The sequence below is a fragment of the Ohtaekwangia sp. genome, from assembly GCF_036786105.1.
Taxonomy (GTDB): domain Bacteria; phylum Bacteroidota; class Bacteroidia; order Cytophagales; family Cyclobacteriaceae; genus Ohtaekwangia.
On sequence record NZ_DAIQRQ010000006.1, the window covers coordinates 60,163 to 84,989 of the forward strand.

The 24,827-nt window shown below is 45.2% G+C and carries 21 protein-coding genes; 10 read left to right on the forward strand and 11 right to left on the reverse strand.

What is annotated here, in order from left to right:
* Positions 1–176: 176 nt before the first annotated feature.
* Positions 177–671: a thermonuclease family protein gene (locus V7Q33_RS04835; RefSeq protein WP_333819062.1), complete on the forward strand. Its 495-nt coding sequence runs from the start codon at positions 177–179 to the stop codon at positions 669–671.
* Positions 672–767: 96 nt separating this feature from the next.
* Here V7Q33_RS04835 and V7Q33_RS04840 read toward each other — a convergent pair whose 3' ends face one another.
* Complete coding sequence (locus V7Q33_RS04840) at positions 768–4,046, reverse strand: S41 family peptidase (RefSeq protein WP_333819063.1); 3,279 nt, start codon at positions 4,044–4,046, stop codon at positions 768–770.
* 210 nt (positions 4,047–4,256) lie between these two features.
* On the opposite strand from V7Q33_RS04840, the gene V7Q33_RS04845 reads away from it, so the two are divergent.
* The 5 genes from V7Q33_RS04845 to V7Q33_RS04865 all read left to right on the forward strand — a co-directional run bounded on the left by V7Q33_RS04845 (position 4,257) and on the right by V7Q33_RS04865 (position 8,455).
* Positions 4,257–4,631, forward strand: a complete 375-nt coding sequence (locus tag V7Q33_RS04845) for a co-chaperone GroES (RefSeq protein WP_333819064.1) — start codon at positions 4,257–4,259, stop codon at positions 4,629–4,631.
* 28 nt (positions 4,632–4,659) lie between these two features.
* Positions 4,660–5,232 (forward strand): Uma2 family endonuclease, encoded by a 573-nt coding sequence (locus tag V7Q33_RS04850; RefSeq protein WP_333819065.1) that lies wholly within the window; start codon positions 4,660–4,662, stop codon positions 5,230–5,232.
* Between the two features lie 50 nt (positions 5,233–5,282).
* Positions 5,283–5,489 carry a hypothetical protein gene (locus tag V7Q33_RS04855; protein ID WP_331979248.1) on the forward strand — a complete coding sequence of 69 codons (207 nt, stop codon included), beginning with the start codon at positions 5,283–5,285 and terminating at the stop codon, positions 5,487–5,489.
* Positions 5,490–5,592: 103 nt separating this feature from the next.
* Positions 5,593–7,056 (forward strand): aminopeptidase P family protein, encoded by a 1,464-nt coding sequence (locus V7Q33_RS04860; protein WP_333819066.1) that lies wholly within the window; start codon positions 5,593–5,595, stop codon positions 7,054–7,056.
* 166 nt (positions 7,057–7,222) lie between these two features.
* Positions 7,223–8,455 carry a multidrug effflux MFS transporter gene (locus V7Q33_RS04865; protein ID WP_331979252.1) on the forward strand — a complete coding sequence of 411 codons (1,233 nt, stop codon included), beginning with the start codon at positions 7,223–7,225 and terminating at the stop codon, positions 8,453–8,455.
* A gap of 7 nt (positions 8,456–8,462) precedes the next feature.
* Here V7Q33_RS04865 and V7Q33_RS04870 read toward each other — a convergent pair whose 3' ends face one another.
* From V7Q33_RS04870 to V7Q33_RS04895, 6 genes are all read right to left on the reverse strand, one after another.
* Entirely contained in the window at positions 8,463–9,599 is a 1,137-nt protein-coding gene (locus V7Q33_RS04870) for a helix-turn-helix domain-containing protein (RefSeq protein ID WP_333819067.1), read from the reverse strand.
* Between the two features lie 26 nt (positions 9,600–9,625).
* A complete protein-coding gene (locus V7Q33_RS04875; protein ID WP_331979256.1) occupies positions 9,626–9,898 on the reverse strand; it encodes an acylphosphatase in 273 nt (90 codons plus the stop codon).
* 116 nt (positions 9,899–10,014) lie between these two features.
* Entirely contained in the window at positions 10,015–10,980 is a 966-nt protein-coding gene (locus tag V7Q33_RS04880; RefSeq protein ID WP_331979258.1) for an AAA family ATPase, read from the reverse strand.
* On the reverse strand, positions 10,977–11,642 hold the full coding sequence (pnuC, locus tag V7Q33_RS04885; RefSeq protein ID WP_331979260.1) for a nicotinamide riboside transporter PnuC: 666 nt from the start codon (positions 11,640–11,642) through the stop codon (positions 10,977–10,979). The genes V7Q33_RS04880 and pnuC overlap by 4 nt, the downstream gene beginning before the upstream one ends.
* Before the next feature lie 127 nt (positions 11,643–11,769).
* Positions 11,770–13,212 (reverse strand): aldehyde dehydrogenase, encoded by a 1,443-nt coding sequence (locus V7Q33_RS04890; protein WP_333819068.1) that lies wholly within the window; start codon positions 13,210–13,212, stop codon positions 11,770–11,772.
* Positions 13,213–13,217: 5 nt separating this feature from the next.
* Positions 13,218–14,003 (reverse strand): SDR family oxidoreductase, encoded by a 786-nt coding sequence (locus V7Q33_RS04895; protein ID WP_333819070.1) that lies wholly within the window; start codon positions 14,001–14,003, stop codon positions 13,218–13,220.
* Between the two features lie 86 nt (positions 14,004–14,089).
* Between V7Q33_RS04895 and V7Q33_RS04900 the strand changes: the two genes are divergently transcribed.
* The 4 genes from V7Q33_RS04900 to V7Q33_RS04915 all read left to right on the forward strand — a co-directional run bounded on the left by V7Q33_RS04900 (position 14,090) and on the right by V7Q33_RS04915 (position 17,819).
* The gene (locus V7Q33_RS04900; protein WP_333819072.1) at positions 14,090–14,620 is read left to right on the forward strand and encodes a 3-hydroxyanthranilate 3,4-dioxygenase; all 531 of its coding nucleotides are present in this window, start codon (positions 14,090–14,092) and stop codon (positions 14,618–14,620) included.
* A 20-nt stretch (positions 14,621–14,640) separates the two neighbouring features.
* On the forward strand, positions 14,641–15,117 hold the full coding sequence (locus V7Q33_RS04905; protein ID WP_333819073.1) for a methylated-DNA--[protein]-cysteine S-methyltransferase: 477 nt from the start codon (positions 14,641–14,643) through the stop codon (positions 15,115–15,117).
* Between the two features lie 71 nt (positions 15,118–15,188).
* Positions 15,189–16,454 (forward strand): kynureninase, encoded by a 1,266-nt coding sequence (gene kynU, locus V7Q33_RS04910; RefSeq protein WP_331979270.1) that lies wholly within the window; start codon positions 15,189–15,191, stop codon positions 16,452–16,454.
* Between the two features lie 24 nt (positions 16,455–16,478).
* The gene (locus V7Q33_RS04915) at positions 16,479–17,819 is read left to right on the forward strand and encodes an FAD-dependent oxidoreductase (RefSeq protein ID WP_333819074.1); all 1,341 of its coding nucleotides are present in this window, start codon (positions 16,479–16,481) and stop codon (positions 17,817–17,819) included.
* 19 nt (positions 17,820–17,838) lie between these two features.
* On the opposite strand, the gene V7Q33_RS04920 is transcribed toward V7Q33_RS04915, so the two are convergent.
* The 4 genes from V7Q33_RS04920 to V7Q33_RS04935 form a co-directional block, all read right to left on the reverse strand.
* Positions 17,839–18,666: a hypothetical protein gene (locus V7Q33_RS04920; protein WP_333819075.1), complete on the reverse strand. Its 828-nt coding sequence runs from the start codon at positions 18,664–18,666 to the stop codon at positions 17,839–17,841.
* 116 nt (positions 18,667–18,782) lie between these two features.
* A complete protein-coding gene (locus V7Q33_RS04925; protein ID WP_331979276.1) occupies positions 18,783–20,222 on the reverse strand; it encodes a transglycosylase SLT domain-containing protein in 1,440 nt (479 codons plus the stop codon).
* Between the two features lie 155 nt (positions 20,223–20,377).
* Complete coding sequence (locus tag V7Q33_RS04930; RefSeq protein ID WP_331979278.1) at positions 20,378–21,217, reverse strand: glycerophosphodiester phosphodiesterase family protein; 840 nt, start codon at positions 21,215–21,217, stop codon at positions 20,378–20,380.
* Between the two features lie 75 nt (positions 21,218–21,292).
* Positions 21,293–24,616, reverse strand: a complete 3,324-nt coding sequence (locus V7Q33_RS04935) for a TonB-dependent receptor (RefSeq protein WP_333819076.1) — start codon at positions 24,614–24,616, stop codon at positions 21,293–21,295.
* Positions 24,617–24,827: the final 211 nt, after the last annotated feature.

Below are 24,827 nucleotides of genomic sequence, written 5' to 3' on the forward strand. Positions count from 1 at the left end.
CAGGAGCTGCTCTGTGTTTTTAGCGCAAAACGCAACTATTGGTATGATGGTCGGGTTTTTGCTTTGTATGTAGTTGTATAACCCACTGGTAAATCTTACACGCGGAAGCTAACGCTGGCAAATCATCGTTCTAACTGTATAAGATTTGTCAACTTGAATGCGTCAATATCAATGAAATGAAAACTATAAAAATAACCCTGCTGCTGCTCTTCGTAAGCCTTGCTTCGACAATGGCATACGATACTGTAACCGGTAAAGTAACTGCTGTTATCGATGGCAATACCCTGGAGGTAACAGCCGATAATAATGAGATACACAAAGTAATGCTTGCCGGCATTGACTGCCCTGAGATAACACAAGAGTTTGGTGAACAAGCCCGTCAATATTTAGAAAAGCTAACGCTAAATAAAAAAGTAACGGTAAACTTTACCGGTAAAGATCGCTGGGGAAATTACCTCGGCATTGTGCTCATCAAAGGATCGGTTGATCCACGCGTTGATCTGTTGAAAGAGGGCCTTGCCTGGACTGCCGAGCGAAATCCTGATCCGGAGTTTGAAGCCCATCGCGCCCGCGCACAGGAAAAAGGGAAAGGCCTCTGGAAAGATAACAACCCGACACCACCGTGGACATATCGCCGGGAACAAAGTATGATGGAGGCTAAATCAAGCTAATATATACTTGCGCTAATGATCTTAACAAAACAAAGAGCCCGCATAATCTGCGGGCTCTTTTTAGTTATATTTTTAAATTAATAACAAAACTATACCTTAACGTACCTCGTAAGCCGGTGGCTTGGGTATAGTGAAGCCTTTTGTCTTTAATTGATTTTGTATTTCAACGATGGCGCGTTCCAGTTGTGTATCGATGCCTTTCGCACCTTGCGTCAAATCTTCGGCTACTGCTATATCGGGATCAACCCCGTGGCCTTCCTTAAACCATGTACCATCAAGGTTATACATGCGGAAGGTAGGTACCGTTACAGCACCACCGTCAATGAGTGAAGGTACACCGCTGATACCGATCAATCCACCCCACGTGCGTGCACCGATCAGCGGGCCTAACCCAGCCTTACGGAAATAATCCGGGAAGGCATCACCACCACTACCACTCCATCCGTTGATCAACATTACCTTCGGACCAAAGTTACCGGCAGGCGGCCACGGCCACTGCGCACCATCACGAATCGCCCAGAATACAACGGGCGGTCGGTTGAGCAGTTCAATAAAACGATCGGGTATCTGACCACCACTATTAAAGCGCTCATCAATTACCAGTGATTTCTTATCAAGCTGTGCATTGAATTGACGGATCAACTCATTCTGTCCATCTATACCCGTACTGCGCACATAGATATAGCCTGCTTTACCACCGGTTGCTTCTTCTACGCGCTTACGGTTTTGTTCGATCCACGCCAGGTGGCGAAGGCGCGCTTCATCACGCAGCGTTTCTACAACAGCAGTCTTTGCACCACTCCACGATGGCGTTGTGTTGTAAGTAACCTCTATCGTTCTGCCGGCAAGTCCTTGCAGTGCGGCATGTGGCTCGGCGCTGGCAGTAAGTGCTACACCATTTATAGCCAATATATAGTTACCTTCCTTTATATCAACACCGGGTTGATCAAGCGGAGAACGTACTTCTGCATCCCACGGAGCACCGCGAACAATCTTCTTTACTTTATAGTATTGCCCATCGGCTTGCCAATCTATACCTAAATATCCAACGGCCATTTGGCGTGTACTCTCTTCATCGCCACCACCTCTGTACGTGTGCGATGCATTCAGCTCTCCAATCATTTCACCGAGTACGAAGTTTACTTCTTCGCGTGTAATAGCACCGGCCAGCATTTTCAGGTATTGATCCTTCACCGCATTCCAGTTTACACCGTGCATATTCGGATCGTAGAAGTAATCGCGCTCCAGTCTCCATGCATCAGTAAGAATCTGCTTCCACTCTTCACGTGGATTTACCAGCAATTGCATCTCATCCGTGCGTAACTTCTTATCGGCCTTTTGATTTTCCTCCACCTTTACAATATAGAACCCGTTGTCTTTGCGGACTAATATCTTCTTGCCATCGGCTGACACTTCAAAACCATCAGCGTTGTCGATGATCGTTTTTGTTTCGCGCTTTTCGAGATCAAAATATTTTACAGGACGGGTCTTTCCATCAGAGCCTGTGTTTGGGAACTGCTGATATAGTAGTTTACCTTTCACCGTTTGCAGGTTGCCATAATTACCCGGATCGATCGGCAGCATTACTAGACGTGTTTCCAAACCATCGAGGTCTATTTCTACCGGCTTTATTTTTTCTTCCTTCTTCTCATCTTTCTTATCGTCTGACTTCTCATCGCCATCTTTCTTTTTCTTGTCAGATGATTTTGCATCTTCCTTCTTCTCTTCTTTCACATTTACCGCATCATTCTTAGGCGCCAGTACCGAAGGCGTACTCTTCTTTAATGATATCGCTGCAATCTTGGTAGTATTCGGGTATATAAACGTGTTATCAATGTCGCTATAAGATGGCTGAAAGTATTGATTGGTGAGCAGGAACAAATGTTTTCCTTCTGCATCAAACACCGGATCGAGGCCGCTATAGTATCCGCTGGTAACCTGCGTGAGCTTCTTCGATTGATAATCGAATATATATACCGCCTGATGTCCATTGTCGATGTCGCGGTCATAGGCCAGCCAGCGGCTGTCGGGCGACCAGCTTGCCGAGAAATTTTCGAGGCCAAAATGCATCATGCGCAATCCGCGGTCTACATCCGTTGTCTGGTTGGTGGAGAGATCAAAAATTTTAATACGCATCGCTTTATCAATGAACGCAACCTTCCTGCTATCGGGCGACCAGTATAAATTATACCGGAAGCCGGCACCATAAGCGGTGAGCTTGCGCTCGGTGCCATCGTTCTTTGTATCGCGAACCGTCAATTCGTATTCACCGGAACGATCGCTCCAGTACGCAATATACTTACCATCAGGCGACCAGGTCGGGTATCGCTCTGCAACGCCTGAGGACTGCGTTACATTCTTCACAAAACCATTTTCAGCAGGCACATTAAAGACTTCACCCCGCGCTTCGATCAGTACACGATTACCATCCGGCGATATCGAGCTATGCTCTATATTTTTAGCTGCTTCAATGGTAGGTTTCAGGCTGGCGCCATCAGTCACGATTTCAATTTTTACTTCCCTGGGTTGCTTCGATGCCAGATTGTAGAGATATAGCTTGCCGCCATTTTCAAACACGATATCCTCAGGCCCGAGTGACGGAAAGTGCACATCATAGTGTTTAAAAGTAGTGAGCTGCTGGAATGCTTTGGTAGTAACATTATACTCCCACAGGTTCATGCGATTTTCGGGGCCGCGATCGGACAGGAAATATATACTGTTTCCATGCCACATCGGGAGCTCATCGGCAGCATCTGTATTTGCGGATATATTTTCAGAGGCGAGCGTTTCAAAGTTAAAGAGGTGTATCTCGGCATTCCATCCTCCGCGATAGCGCTTCCATGTGCGAAACACCTGTGTGCGAAATGTTACCGCAATCTGTTTTCCATCGGGCGATATACTTCCAAACTCGGCATACGGCAGCGCGAGTTTTTCAGGTAGCCCACCCGCCAATGAGGTTTTGAAAAATTGATTGAACCGCTCGCGTCCGCTTTCGCGCGGCGAAGCAAAGAGTATATGTTTACCTTCCGGATACCAATCCACTACGCGATCGGTCAGTCCATGATAGGTGAGCCTGTTCGGTATACCACCGAGGCTTGGTATCACGTATACATCTTCATTACCATCGTAGTTGCCGGTAAAGGCGATCTGGGTTCCATCGGGCGAGAACTTCGGAAACGTTTCTACACCGGCAGGCGAACTGAGCCGGTAGGCAAGACCGCCAACTTTGGGCACTACCCACAGATCGTTGGCATAGGTAAATACAATGTGCGTTTGTGAAACATCCGGAAAGCGGAGCAAGCCTGCATCGATCTGGGCCGACACAACGTGCACCAGCAGGCTGAACAACAGGGCTAATGAGCAGATTTTCTTCATGGGTCAAAATCGGTTTTGTTTGAGTTTTACATGGGTATTTATGGATATGTTGATTCTATATAGACTTGAGATGAACGTACCTCCTTTTTTGTTTTAGAAAGACAACGTACATCCGTGGTCTGTGGTTATTATGATACTCAGGGAAATTAGTACGGAATGATGAATGTTTAAGATATTTGCAGCGGAAAGATTAAATGTGTTAAGACAAAAATGAAGATTACGGCAGACAATAAACTTAAAAAACTTATTGTGGTGGGCGACCGCGTACTGATCAAGCCCACACAACAATCTGATAAAACCGCCAGCGGGCTATACCTTCCGCCGGGGGTTCAGGAGAAGGAAAAAATTCAGAGTGGCTACGTTATCAAAGTTGGTCCAGGCTATCCGTTGCCTTTGCCGGCCGATGAAGATGAAGTGTGGAAAGGCAAAGAAGAGCAGGTAAAATATTTGCCGTTGCAGGCGCAGGAAGGCGACCTTGCTATCTTTTTGCAGAAGGGTGCTATAGAAGTGATGTATGAAGATGAGAAGTATTTCATTGTGCCACAGGCTTCTATTCTGATGCTGGAACGCGAAGAGGATTTATAGCAGGCGTTTTGTATTTTTGATCATGGACATGTTGACGCTGAGAATTCCTGAACAAGATCAGTTCACTGATGATGAACTGTACAGGTTCTGTGCGGCCAATAAAGACCTTCGCATAGAACGTGATAGTAAAGGACAACTGATCATTATATCTCCCGTTGGAAGCAAATCAAGTAATCTGAATTTGAAGTTAAGTGGATTATTTTGGGTATGGAATGATGCACAATCGCACCTGGGTTATGGCTTCGATTCTTCGGCCGGTTTTATATTGCCCGACAAATCGATGCGCTCGCCCGATATAGCGTGGATCGAAAAGGCACGCTGGGATAATCTCACAACCGAGCAACAGGAAAAATTTGCACCGCTATGCCCTGACTTTGTTATTGAGCTGCGGTCCAAATCCGATTCACTCATGGTACTGAAAGACAAAATGCAGCAATGGATCAAGAACGGTTGTCGTTTGGCGTGGCTCATTGATCCGATTGAACAGAAAGCCTATATCTACCAAAGCGATACCATCTATGAAGTGCCCAACTTCGATGCCGTACTCTCTGGAGAAACTATACTTCCCGGCTTTGAACTTGACCTGTCCAGATTAAAATAAATTTCAGGCATAATTTTTCAACACCTATATTTTACAATCATTATCAGAACATGGCAGGTCTTTCATTTGATGTATTACGAACCGGCAAAAAATACCGACTGATCAATTTTGGTGAGCAACACGAATTTATCATCGAAAGTGTGCTGGCCAATGGCGATTTCAAGGTAAAAGACCTGCTTACACTGGAGCGCTATCACCTGAAAGAGCTGATCCGCTACGGGCAAGGCAAAGACTTTATCCTCGAAGAAATTATATAATTTATATACCTGTAACCACTCGCCATCAATCAAGGCCGGACATAAAGTCTTGTATACAGGAGCAAATACTTTTCACGAACTTACAAACCTCATTAACACCTACATGCAAAAATTTATCCTGATCGTTCTCCTCCTGGCCACAGTTACGGGCTTCGCGCAGAACTCCGATATGCCGAATGATTTTCTGAACAAGGAATTTCACAAAGATCGTAGAGCCAAGCTCCGCGAAAAATTACCGTCTAATTCGGTAGCTGTATTCTTTGCCAACCCGGTGCGCAACCGCGCGAACGATGTAGACTTTGTGTATCACCAGGACCCTGACTTCTTTTACCTGACGGGCTATAAAGAACCAGACGCTGTACTGTTTGTTTTTAAAGACATGCAAACGGCCGCGAACAAAACGCAATACAACGAGATCATTTTCGTGCAGCCACGCAACACACAAGCTGAAATGTGGACAGGCCGCAGATTGGGCGATCAGGGAGTAAAAGATCAGCTTGGCCTGGAGCAGGCTTTCAACAACACGGAGTTCAAAAAGTACAATGTAGATTTCTCCAGGTTCGACCAGATATTGTTCTTCGATTTTGAGAATGATGTGCGCAACGATCCGCGCGATTCTTCAGACCTGTATGATCTTATCGATCAGTTTAAAATGAAGGTGCATTATCCTTCCAAAGAGAAAGGTCTTACTGTAACGCGTGAACCCGAAAAGAATAACCTGAACATGCAGGCGCTTGCCGACATCATGGATGGCCTGCGCGGCTTCAAGACGAAAGAAGAAGTTGATATGATCCGCAAAGCCGTAAGCATTTCCTGCATGGGACAGCGTGAGGTCATGAAAGCCATGAAGCCCGGTATGTCTGAACGCGAGATACAGGGTATACATGAATTTGTGTTCAAGAAATATCAGGCGGAAGACCTCGGCTATCCTTCTATTGTCGGTGCCGGGCACAACGGATGTATACTGCACTACATTGACAACTATAAGCCCAACGTAACCAACAAGGAATTGATATTGATGGACCTCGGTGCAGAGTTCCATGGCTATACTGCTGACATTACGCGTACGATACCGATCTCCGGTAAATTCTCTCCGGAGCAAAAGCAAATCTATGAACTGGTGTTGAAAGCCCAGGAAGAAGCGATGAAAGTATGCAAGCCGGGGGCTACGTTCCAGGATCTTACCATGGCAACGCGCATCGTAGTGAACAAAGGTTTGAAAGACCTCGGCATCATTAAAACCGAAAACGAAAAGCATTTATATTACCCGCACGGATGCTGTCACCACATCGGATTGGATGTGCACGACCGTGGTCCTTACGACAAGCTGCAGGAAAGCATGGTAATCACCATTGAACCAGGTATCTATATTCCGGAAAACTCCAACTGCGATAAGCGCTGGTGGGGCATTGCCGTGCGCATTGAAGATGACTACCTCATTACCAAAGACGGTTACGAGCATTTATCCGTATCAGCACCGCGCAAAGTAGAAGACATTGAGGCATTGATGAAACAGCCGAGCGCACTCGATGATTTCGTACTGCCCGATCTTAACACAAAGAATTAAACAACCCATTCGTTTCTTTCTTTGAAAACGGCCCGTGAGCAATCGCGGGCTTTTTATTTTATGATACTATGTTACCGCACGTAATAGAAAAATCAGGGAACCATTTATTGCCGAAACACCTTCTACTGCCTGGTTGCATTGCTATCTTGCAACCCATTTACACTATATGACGCGAAAACAACACCTGGTTGTTATACTGATTCTTGGGGCGCTTTCAACCATTAGTCCTTTTTCGATCGATATGTACCTTCCGGGGTTTCCATCCATCGCGAAGGATCTCCATACCACGATTGACCAGGTGCAGCTTTCACTTACCAGCTACCTGATCGGTATCTCCATTGGCCAGTTACTGTACGGTCCGTTGCTTGATCGCTTCGGAAGGCGCCTTCCATTATATGCAGGATTGGGAATATATATTATTGCATCCATTGGCTGTGCCATGACGCATTCCATTCATGCGCTGATCTTTATGCGCTTTCTGCAGGCACTGGGAGGCTGTGCCGGTATGGTAGCTTCGCAGGCGCTGGTGCGTGATCTCTTCCCGATTGAAAAAACAGCGCAGGCATTCTCATCGCTTACACTCGTTATCGCAGTATCACCGCTGGTGGCTCCTACCATTGGTGGTTACGTTACAGTTGCCTTTGGCTGGCAGGTGGTGTTTGTGATTCTTACTTCTGTTATGATCCTCATCACCATCTGTATATATTTCTTCCTGCCGGAAGGACGAAGGGCGGATGCTTCACTCTCGCTCAAGCCACAAGCCGTAATGAGCAACTTCGCTACCGTTCTCAAACAACATCAATTTTTGATCTATGCATTTGCTGGTGGTATTGCTACTGCTGCACCGTTCGCATACATAGCCGGCTCGTCTGATGTATTCATTAATCTCTATCATACCAGCGAACAGGAATATGGCTGGATATTTACCATTGTAGCATCGGCCATTATCGGCTCTACACAACTTAATCATATATTGTTGAAGAAATATACCAGTCAGCAGATTGTAAAAGTGACGCTGATCTCCCAAACCTTTGTAGGCGCTGTTATGGTAATTGGCACTTACTATGGATGGTACGATAAGTATGGATTGGTGGCCATCATGTTTGTATTTTTAATTGGCCAGGGGTTAACCGGTCCGAACAGTACAGCACTCGCACTGGCACCGTTCACCAAACTTACCGGAAGTGCAGCTGCCATTCAGGGCAGTATACGCATGGGTGTTGGCGGACTTGCTTCTGCCGCAGTAAGTGCATTGCATAACAACACTGCGGTGCCCATGGTAGGCATTATGGCGCTCTGCGGCCTAAGCGGATTAATTTTACTTGGTGTTGGTAAAGGAACTGTCCGTTACAGGGCACGCAAGCGACATGTAGAAGAACGACCTTCTGTTATGATGTAATTATGGATTATGCCGCACGATATTCGGAAGGCGTTTTACCGGCTATCTTCTTGAAAGCTGTATTGAACGATGACTTGGAGTTATACCCAACCTGCTCTGCTATCTCTTCCACTTTAACATGAGGCTGCTCTTTTAGCAATCGCTTCGCTTCTTCAATGCGATAAGTGGCTACCATTTCAAAGAAACTCTTTCCCAACCCATCGTTGATCACCTGCGACAGTATATGCACGGTGGTATTGAGCTGCTGCGCCAATTCGGGCAACGAGAAACCAGACTGTAAATAAGGCTTCTGATTCAGCATGATCGAATCCAGTTTCACCAGTAATTCTTTTTGCACGTTGGCTGTTACACTGGACGTTTTATACTTCTGTGGCTCCGTTAAAGTTGTATGCCGGAAGAACCCTGAATGACTGATGACGCGAAAGCTGATCATATATATCATGAGCGAAATGAATGCCGCAAATACGTGATCGCCGGTATCATCAATATTAAAAAACTTAACGATGAACACAGCACCGGTAGCCACCATCATCTGCAAAGCACTGGCACGCAGTTTCCGCAATACAGGGTGAGACGGGCGAAGAAGTAATTCACCTTTATAGCGAAACGCTTTCACTACTTCCGTCATCCCTAAAATAAAATATACCAGCAGGCTGATGAGCGATGCTTCCGTATGATGATTGGTTACCCACAGCCAGCGCGGGTCATAGTCGATAGAAACTTCGCGCAACGGCAAGTTCGGGTGATAGGAATATATCCAGGCGTTATACTTGAAATCATCCGGCAGAATATAGAACGGTATGATCAGAAGAAAATACAAGATGGGAAAAGTATAATTCAGCCACACGATTTTGCGCGATACCGATCCCTGCACAAGGCTCTTCATCATCAGGTAAAAAGAAGGGCCGATGGCAAATGCAAATGGTTCAGAGAAATCTACCAGGAATAAGCAATCCATAATATACCCGGTATACATTAAAAAGATTTCCAGGATACAGGCCGCCATGGATAGCAGCATGAGCCCCTGGAAAAGATTAGGCTGGTTCTTGCGATTCTCTTTCGACAAAAAGAAAAAGGAAAGAAATATAGCCTGCACTATTCCCAGCAGGATAAAGACGGCAAACAGGTCTATTTTATACGGCATGCAAGAGAATCCTATTAACTATACAATCAACGCTTCACAACAAATTCTGTAAATCCCTGCCAGGGTCCGTCCTGTACATCAACGTCTGTTACCTGAGCACGGGCCGGACCCTTTCCACACCAGGTTATAAGCTCAGACAAAGCTGCTTCGTCACCTTCTGCTTCAATGTACACCGAACCATCAGGCTGGTTTCTCACAAAACCTTTCAGGTCAAGCCTTTTCCCAACCTCCTGCGTGGTGGCTCTGAAATATACTCCTTGCACCCGGCCCGATACTACGATCGAAATATGTTTCTGCATACACTTCTCTGGAAAGAAGCTTCAAATTACGCCGGTTTTAAGAGCTCTGCAACTCACATCATCGGGTGCTGGGAAAAGATACTGGAAAAGAAAAAATGCTGATGCCTGCCCAGCAATCAGGCCAGCAGCGGATCGATCGCATCCCTGATGATCGCTTCGCGTTCTTCAAAAGAACCACGCACGAAAATATAGGGTATATTTCTCCGAACCAGTTCATACCGGAATTTTTCCAGCATCACCTCACGCTGATTGCCCAGATCGCGTAACTCATCAGCAACCCAGGGCACATCGATATCAAACAGGAAATACAGATCATAATTTATTTGTTCCTCCAGCGTGTACAGCACATCGGGTACAGCATGCAGGTAGTGCTGTGAGTATATCTGCGTGGTGATGGCATCGGTATCGCAGAAGAGAATCTTGTTGGCTGCTTTAGTTTTCTCGCGAATACGTTCGGCATGTGCATGACCGATCGCCTCAATATCCCGTAATGTAAAGACGTTAGATGTCAACAGCTCGCGTGCTACTTCCGGAACAAATTCGGTATGATAGTATGCCGCCATCCGTTTTGCCATGGTAGATTTACCTGTGCTCTCAGGACCATAAAAGCATACTTTCTTTACAAAGTAAGGTTTTACAACAGCCGGTATATATTGCCAATACCGAAACGGGTGTGCACGAATAAGGGAAGCTGCCACAGGAAATTTCTTTCGATCCGGGTCAAATGATATATGCGCTACTTCCAGGCTATCGGCAAAGTGCTCACCGTACTCTTCCGAGCTGAAAAGTATATCGATAGGAGGATATGTTTTGCGAATGAAGTTCGCCCAAATGCTTGTGCGTTCCGGCCACGGCAGTGCTTCATCGTCAAAATCATCACGCACCATGGCAGGTTTGATAGCAGGATTATTCTTGAATAACTCCGTGATCCAGGAGAAACGCAAAGAAGCATCGATCGGATCGCGGTCTGTATAACTCATGGAAACAATCAACTCATCGCATTGTGTTGCAGCAAAGTTTATCAAGGCTATATGCCCTTCATGGATCGGCAGAAATTTACCGATAACAAGTCCGCGTTTCATACCGACTGTGGTTGATAGCTCTTATATTCTTTAATCCAATGCCAGAGACCAAAGCCGGCTATTACCGTGAACACGGCATACAATAAACTATAGAGCATCACACCTTTCACAAAGTATAAATAGGTAGCTACAGTATCAACAATGATCCAGATGACCCAGCATTCAATGCGTTTACGAATCATAAAGAATGTTGTGATAATGCTCATTACTGTAATGAACGAATCGGCATACGGAAACGCACTGGGCATCGGAAAGAAAGTGGGGAACCAATGATGCAACTGACTGGCCAGCGCGCCCAACACAGCCGTGCCGGCCAGGCCACCCAAACATATACCTATAAAAGCATAGCGCCCCATAAAACTAACTTTCAATTCTTTCCTGCGGTCTTCTTCACCTGGTTTCGGGTTCGCCCAACGCCACCATCCCAGCACGTTGGTTACAAAGAAAAATATCTGCAGAAACATATCCGGGTATAATTGAATCTGGTAGTACAAAAAGAACGATAGCACTACGTTTATAATACCAATAGGCCAGCTCCAGAGATGCGCTTTCGCGGATAGCCATACAGCAATAGCGCCCGATACAAACCCCCAGAACTCCAGGTAACTCATTTTATAGCCCAGCACTTCAAAGATGATGCTATTGATGTCGAAAAACTTCATGATAAAATTTACAGTTGCCGCCTCAAGGATACAGTACATCCATTCAAATTCCTAGCATCGCGATCGGATACGGCTTGTACAGGTATAAATAATTAAAAGATTAAGAATAAAAAATTCAGCAGACCGGTCAGAGTTTAATACAAACGTTCTTTGCTTCCGTAAAAAATCGCAGTGCTTCCCACCCACCTTCACGACCTACACCAGATTGTTTCATGCCACCGAATGGAGTTCGCAGATCGCGGAAGAGCCAGCAGTTCCCCCAAATGATGCCACTCTTTATACCTGCCGCTATACGGTGTGCACGCTTTAGATTATCCGTCCAGAGGGTAGCCGATAATCCGTACGGTGTACTGTTGGCATAGCCCAGCACTTCTTCTTCGGTTTCAAAAGGCATGATGGTAACTACGGGGCCAAAAATCTCTTCCTGATTGGTGCGGCAGTGATGATTGAGCCCGGCAATAACCGTAGGTTCAATAAAATATCCGGATGCACATCGCCCCGGTATAGTTACGCGATTGCCGCCGGTTAAAATAGTACCGCCTTCTTTCTTCGCCAGTTCTATATATGATAATACCTTTTCAGTATGTGCCTGCGATACCATCGCTCCTATGCGTGTGCCTGCTTCCAACGGATCACCAATCGTGAGCGCTTGGGTTCGCGTTACAAACTCATGCGTAAATTCTTCATATATACTTCGCTCTACATAGATACGCGAGCCGCACAGGCATATTTCGCCCTGATTTGAAAATGAAGATTGTAGTGATGTATTCAACGCCTGTTCCCAATCACAATCTGCAAAAATGATATTTGGATTTTTACCTCCTAACTCCAGCGAAAGTTTCTTGAACATGGGCGCAGCCGTAGCAGCAATCTTTTTACCGGTAACCGTTCCACCCGTAAAAGATATAGCCGGTATATCCGGATGCTCAATGATGGCTTGTCCCGCTTTAGGCCCAAGGCCATGCACTATATTCAGTACACCCGCAGGCAAACCGGCTTCTATACAAAGTTTTGAAAAGAGAAACGCAGTCATCGGTGTGAGCTCCGATGGTTTTGCCACTACCGTGCAACCAGCTGCCAGTGCAGGTGCAATCTTCCACGTAAACAAATATAGCGGCAGGTTCCACGGCGATATACAACCGGCAACCCCTACCGGAGTTCGCAGCGTATAATTAACCGCTTCTTTGCCGGTGACGTGTGCTTCACTGGCAAAATGTATAGCACCTGTGGCAAAGAAGCGCATGTTGGCAGAAGCACGTGGTATATCTACCGCTTTCGCCAGTGACACCGGCTTTCCGTTATCAATGCTTTCGGCTAATGCCAATGCATCCAGATCGCGATCGATGAGGTTGGCAACGTGTTGCAGTATAGCAGACCTTTGTTCCACAGGCATTGCTGACCAGCTTTCAAATGCAGCCTTTGCTGCTTCAGTGGCATTCGCTACATCGCGCACATCAGAATCCGGAACCAGGCTATATACAATTCCTTCTGCCGGTGTATAATTATCGAGGTATTGTGCCGATACCGGCTCTACCAACGCACCGTTGATATAATTTAAGATCTTATCCATATATACTATAAACTACCGGTGCGGCCGCCATCTACCGGAACGTTAATACCATTGATATAGCTTGCGGCCGGTGTAGCCAGGAAAGCAATGGCTGCCGCTACTTCCGAAGCATCGCCAATGCGTCCCATAGGTATCTCTTCTGTCATTTCTTTTTTAACAGTATCAAAGCTCTTCCCGGTTTTGGTTGCCCGGGTATTAATAATCTCCTCCAATCGCCCCGTCATGGTAGAGCCGGGCAATACATTATTCACCGTGATGCCGAACACCCCCAACTCCAGTGACAATGTCTTCGACCAGTTCGCCACAGCACCGCGCGTAGTATTGGAAACTCCCAAACCGCGAATGGGAATTTTTACCGATGTAGAGATTACATTTATAATCCTTCCATAACCAGCCTCTTTCATTGCCGGTGTATAGGCTTGCACCAACACCTGGTTGCACAACAGGTGACTGGAAAAGGCCTTCAGAAAATCCTCCAACTTCGCATCGATTGCTTGTCCGGCGGGTGGCCCTCCCGTATTATTTATTAAAATATGCACAGGCTGCGCAGCTGCATGTTGCTTTACTTTCTGTTGCAACACATCAGGATCCTGAAAGTCCGCCACAATGTAATTATGTTGCTGTCCCTTGTTAACAGCAAGCTCTTGCATCACACTTTTAAGTTTTTCCTCATTCCGGGCAATTAATGTAACATGCGCACCGAGCAAGGCAAGCTCAAGTGCTGCGGCTTTTCCTATACCTTGCGTGCTGCCGCAAACCACTGCGCGCTTCCCGGTTAAATCAAGATTCATAACAAAGAGTATATAATTGAATTGTTGTTAAATTTAAGAAGGATTAGACAGGTTCACCTAGCAACACAGCTATTAAAAACATTTCTATGGCCATTCGCAGACCTTTTAATTTAAATCAGTGGATACGCGATAACCGCGATCTTCTGAAACCACCGGTAGGAAACAAGAACCTCTATACTGAAGCTGGCGACTATATTGTAATGATCGTGGGCGGCCCCAATGCCCGCAAAGACTATCACTTTAATGAAACAGAAGAACTCTTCTATCAACTGGAGGGTGACATTAACGTGCGTATACAGGAAGATGGTAAACCGGTGGATATACCGGTGCGGGCCGGAGAAATGTTTTTGCTTCCGGCACGCGTCCCGCACAGGCCCGAACGACCTGCTAATTCTGTCGGTTTAGTGATTGAATGTAAACGCATAGAACCGGAAGTGCAGGACGGACTAATCTGGTATTGCGATAACTGCAACAACAAGCTGCATGAGTATCGCTTTCACCTCGATAACATTGAGAAAGATTTTCTTCCGCGTTTCCGCGAATTCTATGGATCAAAAGAACTGCGCACCTGCAAAAAGTGTGGCACAGTGATGGAAGCTGACGCAAGATTTGTATAATGCAGTCCACGATCTATTGTATGAAAGGGATAGCATATTATACATCACCGGTAGGTGAGCTTCTTATTGAATCTGAGCACGAGAAGATCATCACGGTAAACTTTTTGAAAGACTCCAGGCAGGAAGAGATGCCAACCGCTGCTACCGATCAATGTATAGCAGAACTGGAGGAATACTTTTATAAGGGAAGAAAATTCTTTACCGTTGATCTGGACCTGCGTGGCTCTGTCTTTCAGTTAAAGGTATGGAATGCACTGCTTACCATTCCGTACGGCAAAACGGTTTCGTATGAAGACATTGCGTTAAAGGTTGGCGACATAAAGTCTATCCGCGCAGTGGGACTTGCCAACGGGCAGAACCCGATCGCGATTATTGTACCCTGCCACCGCGTGATCGGTAAAAGCGGAGATCTTATTGGCTATGGTGGCGGGCTTGAAAATAAAGAATGGCTGCTATATCATGAGGGTGCTATGCTGCGGCAGCTTTCGTTGTTTTAAACAAATTGAAAGATTAGAAAATTGGAAGATTGAAAAATTAGAAGATTGGAAGATTTAAAAAAGGCACACTCATGAAATATAGTAATTCACTTGCTTTCGCTAAAAAAGCTGATCGCGAAGATCCGTTGCGGGACTATCGCAACAGGTTTTATATACCTTCCTTAAACAAGAAGCCTGCTATATATCTTATCGGAAATTCGCTGGGACTTCAACCTAAAACAACCAAAAAGTATATTCAGCAGGAACTTGACGACTGGGCTGCGCTGGGTGGCGAAGGACACGTTCACGCCAAAAGACCCTGGGTAAAATACCATCACTTTGCCAAGAAAACATTAGCGGCTGTTGTGGGTGCCAAGACCAGTGAAGTAGTGGCTATGAATCACCTTACCATCAACCTTCATTTGCTGATGGTATCGTTCTATATTCCTACCAGCGAACGTTACAAGATCATTGCAGAAGCCGGTGCATTTTCTTCTGATCAATACGCTTTCGAAACCCAGATACGATTTCACGGATTAAACCCGGATACCACACTGATTGAATTAAAACCGCGCGAAGAGGAGTATACGCTTCGCACCGAAGATGTACTCAAAACAATTGAAGAACATGGACGTGAAACAGCGCTGGTATTGTTAGGAGGTGTGCAATATTATACCGGTCAGTTTTTCGATATAAAAGCTATTACAGCCGCTTCCCATCAGGTAGGTGCGCTCGCGGCTTTTGATCTGGCACATGCGGTTGGCAACGTGCCGCTCAACCTGCATAAAGACGAAGTTGACTTTGCCGTGTGGTGCAGTTATAAATATTTAAACTCAGGACCTGGTGCTATAGCCGGAGCCTTCGTGCACGAAAAACATAGCAACAACGAAAATCTTCCGCGCTTTGCCGGATGGTGGGGACAGCTCGAAGAAGAGCGGTTCCAAATGAAAAAAGGATTCAGGCCCATGCCCGGTATAGATGGCTGGCAGGTATCGAATGTACCGGTATTTCAGGGTGCAGCTCATTTGGCATCATTGGAAATTTTCCAGGAAGCGGGTATTAAAGCGCTGCGCAAAAAGAGTATAGCACTCACTTCTTATCTCGAATTTATACTCAAAGAACTCGATCCGCTGGAAAATACGATCAAGATCATTACACCGAATAATCCTGATGAACGCGGCTGCCAGCTTTCGCTCTTCATGAAACAGAACGGTAAAAAGATATTTACTCAACTGAAGAAGCACGGTGTGATTGCCGACTGGCGTGAGCCGAACGTTATACGCATAGCACCGGTACCTTTGTATAACACTTTTGAAGAAGTATTCAGATTTGGCGAGATCATCAAGAAATTTCTATAGTATATCTACCCTTATCTATATAGAATGGCACAATCCAGACACATTGCTATTGTTGGCGCAGGATTGGTGGGCTCGCTGCTTGCTATATACTTGCGCAAACGCGGATACAGGATTTCGTTATTTGAGCGCCGGCCCGACATGCGCAAAAACACATTGCTGACAGGCCGGTCCATCAACCTCGCCTTGAGTAACCGCGGCATACGGGCACTCGAAGAAGTCGGACTGGCGGATGCCATTCAACCAGTAGCTATACCGATGCACGGCCGTACGATACACGATTTGCAAGGCAACCTCACCTTTCAGCCGTATGGAAAAGAAGGACAGTATATAAATTCTGTTTCACGCAGTAACCTTAATATCGTGCTCATGAACAAAGCGGAGGCAGAAGGTGCTTCACTGCATTTCAATCAGCGTGTTATACAGGTTGATACAGATCGAACGACACTTACAGTTGCGTCTCCGGAAAATCATTTGGAGATGCACATCTTCGACTATATCATCGGGGCGGATGGAGCATTCTCTGCCATACGCCAGGCATTACAATCGTTCGATCGTTTTGATTTTTCACAAGAGTATATTGCGCATGGCTATAAAGAACTTCATATCCCGGCAGGGCCGCGCGGTGGCTTTCCGTTGGAAAAAAATACGCTGCATATCTGGCCGCGTCAAAGCTATATGATGATTGCCCTGCCGAACCCGGACGGAAGCTTTACCTGTACCTTGTTCTTTCCGTTTGAAGGAGATGTGTCTTTTGCATCGCTTACATCAGATCTGGCTATAAAAAATTTCTTTGCCACGAATTTTCCGGATGCCACAAAGCTGATGCCTTCCCTGCTGCAGGACTTTAATCAAAACCCGACTTCATCATTAGTTACCATGAAGTGCTTTCCCTGGGTTCGTAACAAGACGTTACTGATCGGTGATGCTGCCCACGCCATCGTTCCTTTTTATGGACAAGGCATGAATGCAGGTTTTGAAGATTGCCGAATATTGAATGCATTACTCAACAGGCATCATGATGATTGGGAAAAAGTGCTTCAGGAATTTCAGCAGGAACGCAAGTCGGATACCGATGCTATTGCACAACTGGCACTGGATAATTTTGTTGAGATGCGCGACCTGGTAACAGATGCAGATTTTCTGCTGCGCAAAAAGATCGAGGCTAAACTACATGCAGCGTATCCTGATCGCTGGATACCGCTATATTCCATGGTAACGTTCAACGATTCCATCCGCTATTCCGAGGCCTACTCGATCAGTCGTACACAAAAGAAGATCATGGACGAAGTGATGAGCAGACCTGGAATAGAGAACAGCTGGGAATCGCTGGATCTCTCCTCCATCATTCAGCGGTTACCCGGCTGATGACGGACGCATAGCACTTTTAATCTTCATCGCTACCGAACGAACAATTATACTCGAACGCATAGTCTTTGTTTCCGTATGTATCAATCCAGTGAATAGATGAAACCGCATCGGCATTGTATACATATTGAAATTCCTGATCCTGAATCACGGCTCCATCATCTACATCGTAACGGGCTTTTTTGGGATTGTGCTGTGAGAATATACTCAATATAGATATATCATAATCTACTACCGGATACGACACCAGGTTGCATGCCGGAAAAAAAGCAGGGTTACCAACGGCTGCTGCCAGGTGTAAGAATGGGTTATCCTTCTTATCGTACTTCAACCCTGAGTATACAGTAAACAGGTTTCCACTTACGGTACCATCCACAACGGTAATGTTGCCACCACTATAATGGAGTTGTTTGGTAATAACAAATGTAGCTGGGTCACCGGGAGCTCCACCAAACTCACTATCCACAAAATAATCAACACGCGAAGGTGATGCGTAATGAAAATCGAGTGTACGAACAAAGCCGCCCGATTCTGTTATGGTCGATTTCACAATTCCATAGGGCCCCTGTATATACTCATACGTATATTTAGGCACAGGGTCTGTAGTATATATTTCAGCTTTCGTAAGTTTATCGGCACCGTCATAATAAAACAGGATTTTACTACCGGTTGCTTCCAGTTTTACCAACCGGCCACTCGGACTGTAATAAGCCTGGTGCCATTTGCCTTCCCAGTTAACTTTAGCAATACGACAAGCGTGAGGATGTGAGCACCAGTGGTCGCACGACACAACCACCATGAAGCATAGCAACAGCCATAACCTCATGAATGTTTTGAGAGTTTTCATTTTTTTGAGGGTTTAATTAATGGGGAAAAGTTATTATGACAACAACTCTAAAACAATCGTTAAATAACCACTTTTAACGTGTTGAAACGTGATAAAAATTAACAAGTGGTAACGTATTAATTAGATGTTACAGCATGCTGAATGGCGCTTTCATCAAACAGATCGTTTTTGATATGAGTTCTATACTCTTCGTAACGATCGAATACATCCTGTATATAATTTACCGGTTCTTCACACTTACAATATCCGGCTGATACAACGGGGTCGCGATAAAATTTTGATTCTGATTTCTTCAGCAGGTATACCTGCACATTATCGTCCCACAGGGAAACATCTTTATCTTTCCCATATTTCAGTAATAACTTCTTTGCATCCTGCACGTGCGACAGGCCCGCGTTATAAGAAGCTAAAACAAACTTGAGGCGCTGCACCGAGTCTGATACAGATTTGCTCCAATACCTGTCGAGGTATTTCAAATAACGCACACCGGCATATAAACTTTGCCTGGGATCGGTGGGATCCTGTGCACCAAAACGTTTTGCTGTTTCGGGCATTAACTGCATGAGGCCACGTGCGCCGGCCCACGATTCATCATCCGGATTGAATTTGGATTCTTGGTATACCACCGAAGCCAGCAGGCGCCAATCCCAGCGAAGCTCTTTTGCTCCGGCCTTTATCAGATCATCGTAAGGCGATAAACGATTGCTGCCGTATGAAAAATAATCGCTCTTCATACGCACCAGCGATGTGCGCGGACTTTTGAAGTAACGATTATAGATTACCATAAACGTTGGCTGTTTCTTTATTCTGCCAAGCCATGCATCTGCAAATTGCAATAATGCCGGCGAATTTTTACGTACGCCCCATGCTATCTGTTGTGGCACACTGAGCACGGTTTTTACGTCGAGGTTAGGATAGTATGCTGCATTTACCTGCGCTATGGCATGATCGGCTACCGTATAGTCTATTTCACCAACAGAAACTTTCCGTATCAAAGCTTCGCTTTCCGTAGTCACTGAATCTTCGCGAATAAGTATATCGGTGCCAATCTCTTCCGAAAGATTATGCATGCGCATTTCATGACTAGTACCTTTTATAACATATACTTCTTTGCCACCAAGCTCCGTTGGTGTGCGTATAACGCTGTCGTTGATTTGATCTTCATTTAACTTACGCCAGTTACCGGGCTTGCGTTGAACAAGTACCTGGTACGTATTAAATAACGGACGTGTGAATGCTATCCATTCTTTGCGCGGCTTGTTAATGGTCATCGGGAAAGCGATAATATCGCCTTCGCCTTTGTTTAACTGATCTATAGCAGTCTCTACACCACTGGTAACTTTTATTTTGAGACTAACATTCAATTCTTTGGCAAGCAACTGCAGGAGCTCGTATTCATAGCCCATGGGTTTACCTTTATAAATAAAGTAACTGATGGAATTATTATCCACCAACGCGTTTAAATAGCCTCGTTTGCGAATTGCATCAAGGTCTATACGAACGGCCGTTTTAGAAGAAAAACCTTCTTTTTGAGGCGGATTGCAGGAAATTGCCACGATTGAGAGGAGACAAACTCTCAACCAGGATTGTACTGAAACCAACATAGTAAAGACAAAGGTACGGATTTCCCGCCAGCAAATAAAAAAGCGTGCTCACCGCACGCCTATACCAATTATACATGACTAATATATACTTAATATACAGTATATATTTACTGAAGCTTTTCCGATGCTTCCACAGGATAATCTGTAATTAAAATATCCAGCCTTTTATTCTTTACCAGGTCACGATAGTAATCTTTGTCCATTGCTTCGGTGTTTCCTTTATTATTCTCACTCACATCGGTCATTACAGGTATACCTTGCTTTTTTAATTGGTCAATTAAGGCAACATCGGTAGTTTCATGTATATAGGCGATGAGTTGATGTGCCGGTATGGAAAACTTTTGTATATCGTTCCACTGCTCTTCGTTCTTGATCAGGCAAGATATAGCCACTGTCTTTGTGATATCATAAACCTTTTTGCTCACGGCAGGATCGAATGTAAGCACCATGCATTTATTATCAAGACCACTTCTATGTACGGCATCCAGTGTTTCTTTCCACACATCTGTTTTTATATCAAGCATCAGGATTACATTTTTATGTTTGGCATATTTCAGTAATTCCTGAAGTGTGAGAATCTTCTCCTTCGTTAATTCACCATTGGCAAGTTTAAGGTGTATCGTTTTTAAATAAGCATCCGATAGCTCAGCAATCTTACCTTGCCCGTCCGTAGTACGATCGAGTGTTTCATCGTGCAATATATACAGTGTGCCGTCTTTACTCCTGCGTATATCTACCTCTACAATGGCAGGTTGTACTTTACTTTTACGCACCGTATAATCAATTACCGGCAAAGAGTTTTCCGGAAACTGAGCATAATACCCTGCACGGTGCCCGCACACGAGTGGTAATTTTCCTGTGCGCACAAAATGATTGGTTTTGGATTGTGCCATACACGCTGCACCTGCAAACAGCAGAATACCAGCAGAAAGAAATATACTTTTCATAATACACGAAGATATATAAATAAAAAAAGAAGCACCCGGCAAAGGGTGCTTCTTTAAAAATCGGTTAAATATAAATTAGTTAAAGATATAGCGGATACCGATCTGTGCCTGCCAAACGTTGCTTAGCGTTGCACTTTTCACGAAAGAATCTCTCAACAAGATTGTTTCGGTTGTATCGCCATTCTTGATGTTCTGTGTAGCAATTTTATAGACAGGCTTACCATCTGCACCAATGCTGGCTACAGACAACGGGTTGGTGGTAGTAGAGGCATTACCAACACCCCATGCATTATTGATCAGGTTACCTACGTTCAGAATATCAGCACGCAACTGGATAGTGTTCTTCTTTTCGTTAGGCCCAACTTTCACGTAAAACTCCTGAATGAATGTGAAGTCGAAACGGGTTAACCAGGGATAGTAACCACCGTTACGTTCAGCATATTGACCTCTGCGGGTTTTCAGATACTTGTTACCATCAATATAGGCATCGAAAGCAGCCTGTTGTTGCTCTGGAGTATAAGTAGTAGAACCTACCGTAAGCGGAGCAAACGAAAGCTCTGAAGCGTTGTTCGGCACATAGATCAAGTCGTTGTTCTGACCATCGCCGTTCAGGTCGTTACCATATGTATAAGAAAGTTTGCTGCCGCTGTTAGACAACATACCGAGCGTGAACATAGTAGCACCACCCAGTTTCTCACCATACTCAATGCGATAGTTTACATACCCTACGATTCGGTGACGGAGGTCGTTATCGGCATAAGAAGTACCGAGGTAATTTTGTCCGGCAACAGTAGGAATATTCGCTTGTACTGTGCTACCCACCGATTGCATATCGCGGGCTTGTCCGTATGTATACGCTACCATACCGCTGAATCCTTTTGAAAGAGGCTTCTCGATCTTTGCAGTAGCTGTATAGGAGTTCCCTGTTTTCGTGTTCTTCAACACAAATACGTTTGTAACGGCTGCATTTCTGTAACGTGCTGCGCTTGCCGCAGATCCTGAAAGACCTGATGCAGGGAAACGACCGCGTGTATCATCACCGGTAAAGGTACGGTCAGGACCGTTCAGGTTAGCATCGATATAGCGAAGTGCCTGAATATTCTTGTTGTAAATAAACTCGGCAGTAGCGATCAAACCAAGTGGAAGACGCTGATCTACGGCGATGTTAGACTTCCATACTTTAGGATACTTCAGATTCGGATCGGTAGCATTTACTACGTATGGAGGAAGTTTTGTAATATCAGTAGTAGTAGGAATAAAACCGCTTGGATCAGTTCTGAACGGATATGCGGTTGTACCGGTAACGTTGATCACGGCTGTGTTCACACCGTTGTTACCAAGCTGGTTAGAAACCAATACCTGCGGTATACGCGACACGAACAAACCAGTTCCACCGCGGATCTGCGTAGTCTTCTCACCGGTTACATCAAAATTAAATCCGAAGCGTGGTGATATCAGCAGGCGTGTTTTAGGGAAAGCACCTGTATTAACAGTATAGTCGTTATTATTCTCATCTTTAAATGTCAAAGAACCGACTACCGGGTTGGTAAAATCGGCTGCCGTTGAGTTATCATACGAGAATACATCTCCACGGATACCGCCAGTGATTTTCAATTTATCAGTCACCTGGAATTCATCCTGTGCATAGAAGCTATAGGTAGCTACTTTCAACACCTGCAGCGGATCAGCACCATTTGGCAACAAAGAATAACGCAGGTTATAACGTGCTACTGTTACCGGTGATACCGGGTCGTTTGGACGATCCAGGAACGCCTGCGCTGCAGTTTTGAAATCTGCAATTGAGTTATATACATATACACCGTTTGATGAAGGGAAGAACACGTTGTTAGACGTGAAGTGTTCGTAGGCAATACCTAATGTTACTGTATGCTTACCGGCAAAGTATGTCAGGTTATCGGTAATGTTCAGCGTAGAATAGTTCAGCTTGTTGCCTGGGGTGAACGGATCGAAACCAATGGAAGTATAGGTTGTTCCGCCATTCAAAATATCAATGGTAGGAAACTCAGAAGTCTTGTACGATCGGTCTTCAATCTGCTTGTTGTAAGTTGCTACGAAGTTATTGGCAAATTTACCACCGAAGGTAGAGTTAAGCTCGGCAGCAAGAGAACGCGTGTTATCTTCAATGATATAGCCTGTGTTCTGTGGAGATATAGCCAGTGCAGAGTTGGTACGGTTACCGTTACCGGCGGTGTTACTGCTGCTACTGTTGCTGATGATCTGATCAGATGTTGAATTATGGTGCGAGTAGCGAATAGAAAGTTTGTGATGCTGGTTAATGTTATAATCCAGGCGCAACAAGCCTTTTGTACTTTTTATATTGTTGTTAAAGTTATCAACGGCGCCAAGATTAAAGTTAAATTTAGTTTGCATGAAGTTCTTGAGATCAAGAAGGTCAGCTTCTGTAACGCGGGAGATGTTACCCGAAGCACCGTCTTTTGCAGTTACCCAATCCAATGCAGGCGTAGAGCTCTTGAACTGTTCAACGTTCGCAAAGAAGAATAATTTATTCTTGATGATCGGTCCGCCAATGCGGAAACCTGTTGTTTTCTCATTGATGCTTACCGGGGGCAGACTTTGTCCGTCTGCTTTCTTACCCACCATGTCGTGCTTGCTGTTGCGGAACAGGTAGTATACCGATCCGGTTATGTCATTTGTACCGGAGCGCGTAACGGCGTTGATACCCGCACCTGCAAAACCTGCCTGGCGCACATCGAACGGTGTTACGTTCAACTGCACTTCGTCTAATGCATCAAGCGATACAGCCGTTGTTCCGGTACGACCGCCGGCCTGTGCAGAACTACCCAGACCAAAACCGTTGTTAAACACAGAACCGTCAATAGTAAAGTTGTTGAAGCGGCTATCCTGGCCGGCAAATGAGCTACCGTTACCGTAAGCATTATACTTCACAATATCGTTCACAGTTCTGCCAATGGTAGGAAGGCTGTTGATGTTGTTTCTGCTGAAAGATGTAGCAGCGCCGGTGCGATCTGAACTGAAGATATCATTGCGGGTAGCAACCACTTCAACTTCGCTCAGTTCAGTGCTTTCGTCAGCCAGCTTTACGTTCACATCGGCTGTAACACCGAGGTTCAGGAATATATTTTCAAATACCTGCTCCTTATAGCCTACGAAAGATACTTTTACAGTATACGGACCACCTACACGCATACCGGGCAATGTATACCGGCCATCGGCAAGTGTTGTGGTTCCATACGTAGTTCCGGAAGGAGTGTGAGTTGCCACCACCGTAGCTCCCGGCAGGGCCTCACCCTTGGAATCAATTACAATCCCCGCAATGGAGGAAGTGGTAACCTGTGCCAACAGGGCCGAAGCACCTACCAGCATAAAGGTTAGGGTTAGAAGTAGAATTCTCCGCATAGTTTAATTTTAGATTAATGGTTTCGTAAGAGTTCGGCAAAAGTATCGGAAGCCTCACAATTAAACTTTAAAGCACGTTTAAATCTTTCCACAAATTGTTTACAATAAGTTAACACCATCTCTTCGGCTCACGCCTGAAATACAGTCAACTTACTGAAGAACAAATTCTTACAACATCCTCGTAGGAAAATTCTGAATGCCTGTGCCGGCC

What these genes read in the sequence shown, in the direction of transcription:
- V7Q33_RS04860 (WP_333819066.1), top strand. Translation starts at nt 5,593, where the DNA reads ATGCAAAAATTTATCCTGATCGTTCTCCTCCTGGCCACAGTTACGGGC.
- V7Q33_RS04900 (WP_333819072.1), top strand. Translation starts at nt 14,090, where the DNA reads ATGGCCATTCGCAGACCTTTTAATTTAAATCAGTGGATACGCGATAAC.
- V7Q33_RS04845 (WP_333819064.1), top strand. Translation starts at nt 4,257, where the DNA reads ATGAAGATTACGGCAGACAATAAACTTAAAAAACTTATTGTGGTGGGC.
- V7Q33_RS04835 (WP_333819062.1), top strand. Translation starts at nt 177, where the DNA reads ATGAAAACTATAAAAATAACCCTGCTGCTGCTCTTCGTAAGCCTTGCT.
- V7Q33_RS04890 (WP_333819068.1), bottom strand. Translation starts at nt 13,212, where the DNA reads ATGGATAAGATCTTAAATTATATCAACGGTGCGTTGGTAGAGCCGGTA.
- V7Q33_RS04935 (WP_333819076.1), bottom strand. Translation starts at nt 24,616, where the DNA reads ATGCGGAGAATTCTACTTCTAACCCTAACCTTTATGCTGGTAGGTGCT.
- V7Q33_RS04875 (WP_331979256.1), bottom strand. Translation starts at nt 9,898, where the DNA reads ATGCAGAAACATATTTCGATCGTAGTATCGGGCCGGGTGCAAGGAGTA.
- V7Q33_RS04865 (WP_331979252.1), top strand. Translation starts at nt 7,223, where the DNA reads ATGACGCGAAAACAACACCTGGTTGTTATACTGATTCTTGGGGCGCTT.
- V7Q33_RS04895 (WP_333819070.1), bottom strand. Translation starts at nt 14,003, where the DNA reads ATGAATCTTGATTTAACCGGGAAGCGCGCAGTGGTTTGCGGCAGCACG.
- kynU (WP_331979270.1), top strand. Translation starts at nt 15,189, where the DNA reads ATGAAATATAGTAATTCACTTGCTTTCGCTAAAAAAGCTGATCGCGAA.
- V7Q33_RS04855 (WP_331979248.1), top strand. Translation starts at nt 5,283, where the DNA reads ATGGCAGGTCTTTCATTTGATGTATTACGAACCGGCAAAAAATACCGA.
- V7Q33_RS04915 (WP_333819074.1), top strand. Translation starts at nt 16,479, where the DNA reads ATGGCACAATCCAGACACATTGCTATTGTTGGCGCAGGATTGGTGGGC.
- pnuC (WP_331979260.1), bottom strand. Translation starts at nt 11,642, where the DNA reads ATGAAGTTTTTCGACATCAATAGCATCATCTTTGAAGTGCTGGGCTAT.
- V7Q33_RS04880 (WP_331979258.1), bottom strand. Translation starts at nt 10,980, where the DNA reads ATGAAACGCGGACTTGTTATCGGTAAATTTCTGCCGATCCATGAAGGG.
- V7Q33_RS04870 (WP_333819067.1), bottom strand. Translation starts at nt 9,599, where the DNA reads ATGCCGTATAAAATAGACCTGTTTGCCGTCTTTATCCTGCTGGGAATA.
- V7Q33_RS04920 (WP_333819075.1), bottom strand. Translation starts at nt 18,666, where the DNA reads ATGAAAACTCTCAAAACATTCATGAGGTTATGGCTGTTGCTATGCTTC.
- V7Q33_RS04930 (WP_331979278.1), bottom strand. Translation starts at nt 21,217, where the DNA reads ATGAAAAGTATATTTCTTTCTGCTGGTATTCTGCTGTTTGCAGGTGCA.
- V7Q33_RS04905 (WP_333819073.1), top strand. Translation starts at nt 14,641, where the DNA reads ATGAAAGGGATAGCATATTATACATCACCGGTAGGTGAGCTTCTTATT.
- V7Q33_RS04840 (WP_333819063.1), bottom strand. Translation starts at nt 4,046, where the DNA reads ATGAAGAAAATCTGCTCATTAGCCCTGTTGTTCAGCCTGCTGGTGCAC.
- V7Q33_RS04850 (WP_333819065.1), top strand. Translation starts at nt 4,660, where the DNA reads ATGTTGACGCTGAGAATTCCTGAACAAGATCAGTTCACTGATGATGAA.